Source organism: Pseudomonas sp. P4_C3, from assembly GCF_056402075.1.
Genome location: NZ_JBFUIC010000571.1, coordinates 1 through 1668 on the forward strand (window position 1 = coordinate 1; position 1668 = coordinate 1668).

The window sequence follows — 1668 nt, forward strand, 5'->3', positions numbered from 1 at the left end:
GGGCAAGCTATTGATAAATTTTGTTTTTTCGTGAATTGACAACCGATTTTTCGAAAAAATCACGCTAGGATACCGATGGGGACGGTACAGCACCATCGGTGCGGCCCCATTAGCCAGACGGACATGGGGTTAGGGTGGTGTTCAGATCACTCTACAATGAAACATCACTGCCAAGCTTTCGTCGGCGAACTGCCCGCTTTTCGAATTTAGCAGCCTCCTGAGCGGAACGACTACTTTGGCCCCAGAGTGTGCAAAAAAAAACGCATCCATGGTTTTGAGATTGCCGTCGCTACGTGAAATCTGTCAGTGTTTGCTCAGGTAACAGACCTAGAATTGAAACACATTTTTTGAGCTGACTCTTTGCGCCGATGTGGGAGGAAAACATTTTTACACAACCTCGGCCAGTTTCTGCCTGTTGCCACGTTCCTATTCGGATCGAGTGCTGCCGGTTGTCTCGACAGCGGTAAGAAAATCACGGCTTATCATCGGTGCGAAGCAAGGTTTTCAGATCGAATATAATCGGGGGTCAATGGGATGCTATTTCGTGAGGTATTCCGATTGGTATTCCAATCAAAATAAAAAATAAATATTAATGATAATAATCAATAAGATATAAGGTGAATTCAAATTACCCCGGCCCACCAATCGAAGCTAACAAGGCCCGCCCAGTGCGGGCTTTGTTGCATCTGGGGTTTCTCATGCCCCACACCGCCCCCTGTGTCGCTGCCATCCTGCCCGGAAAAGCCCATGCGCCAAGCCCTCCTGATCATCGACGTACAACCCGGCTTCGCCCCGCCGCAGTGGCTGATCGACGGTATCCACGCGCTCATCGGCACCTTACCCAGTGTCGCCACGGTCGAGCGCCATGACGAATCCATAACCCCCTTCGAAAAACAGCTCGGCTGGCACCCCGCGCCGGACGATGACAGCCTGATCCCGGCCGATCGCATCTTTATCAAGCACGGCTACGCGCCCACACCGGAAACCATCGACTACCTGAAAAGCCTGAACGTCGAGCGCGTGCTGGTGTGCGGCCGGCAGACCTAAACCTGCTGCCTGGCGGCGGGGTTTGCACTGTTTGATGCGGGTTTGCAGCCTACGTTGATCAAGGATTTGACGGTGGGGTCTTCGCTGGACCGGACGGGTAGGTTGGGGGTCAGGCTTTGGGAGCATCATTTCAAGCACACGGTGAGCTCCAAGCAACTTTGATCTGCAATTAGCACCACATCATTGAGCCAATCAACCGACGTTAAGCAGGGTAAAAACTCACTTCTAGGAAATTTCCCTCAAGCCGTGTCCCCCTCATGGACTGGAGCTAGATATGCGGCCATGTACGCTGACTTTTCAATCGAATTCACCGCTTCTGCCGTTTCACCTTTGATGCGCTTCAAACCAAAGGAATGAACGATGACTCCTGCCGAATTGCTCATGCAAGAACAAGCCATGTCCTTCGCTAGATTGCACAAGAAAACCATAGCCAAGCGCCGAACCGATCGAGCGTTATACCCTCCTGAGCAAGATCCTGTATCAGTGTTCATGGCCGGCTCACCTGGAGCAGGAAAGACAGAAGCTTCAATCGCCCTGGTGAACCTGTTTGCTGATACAGCGATTCTGAGGATTGACCCTGATGAGCTTCGAAGTGAATTTTCCGACTACGCGGGAGGAAAC

Annotated in this window: 1 protein-coding gene and 1 pseudogene; both read left to right on the forward strand. The window is 51.7% G+C overall.

Annotation, left to right across the window (positions count from 1 at the left end; genetic code table 11):
• Window positions 1-747 precede the first annotated feature (747 nt).
• A pseudogene (locus AC1DVH_RS30745) lies at window positions 748-1209 on the forward strand (isochorismatase family protein).
• Between the two features lie 198 nt (window positions 1210-1407).
• Window positions 1408-1668: zeta toxin family protein (locus AC1DVH_RS30750; RefSeq protein ID WP_477756963.1), on the forward strand; the 261-nt coding region annotated here is incomplete at its 3' end.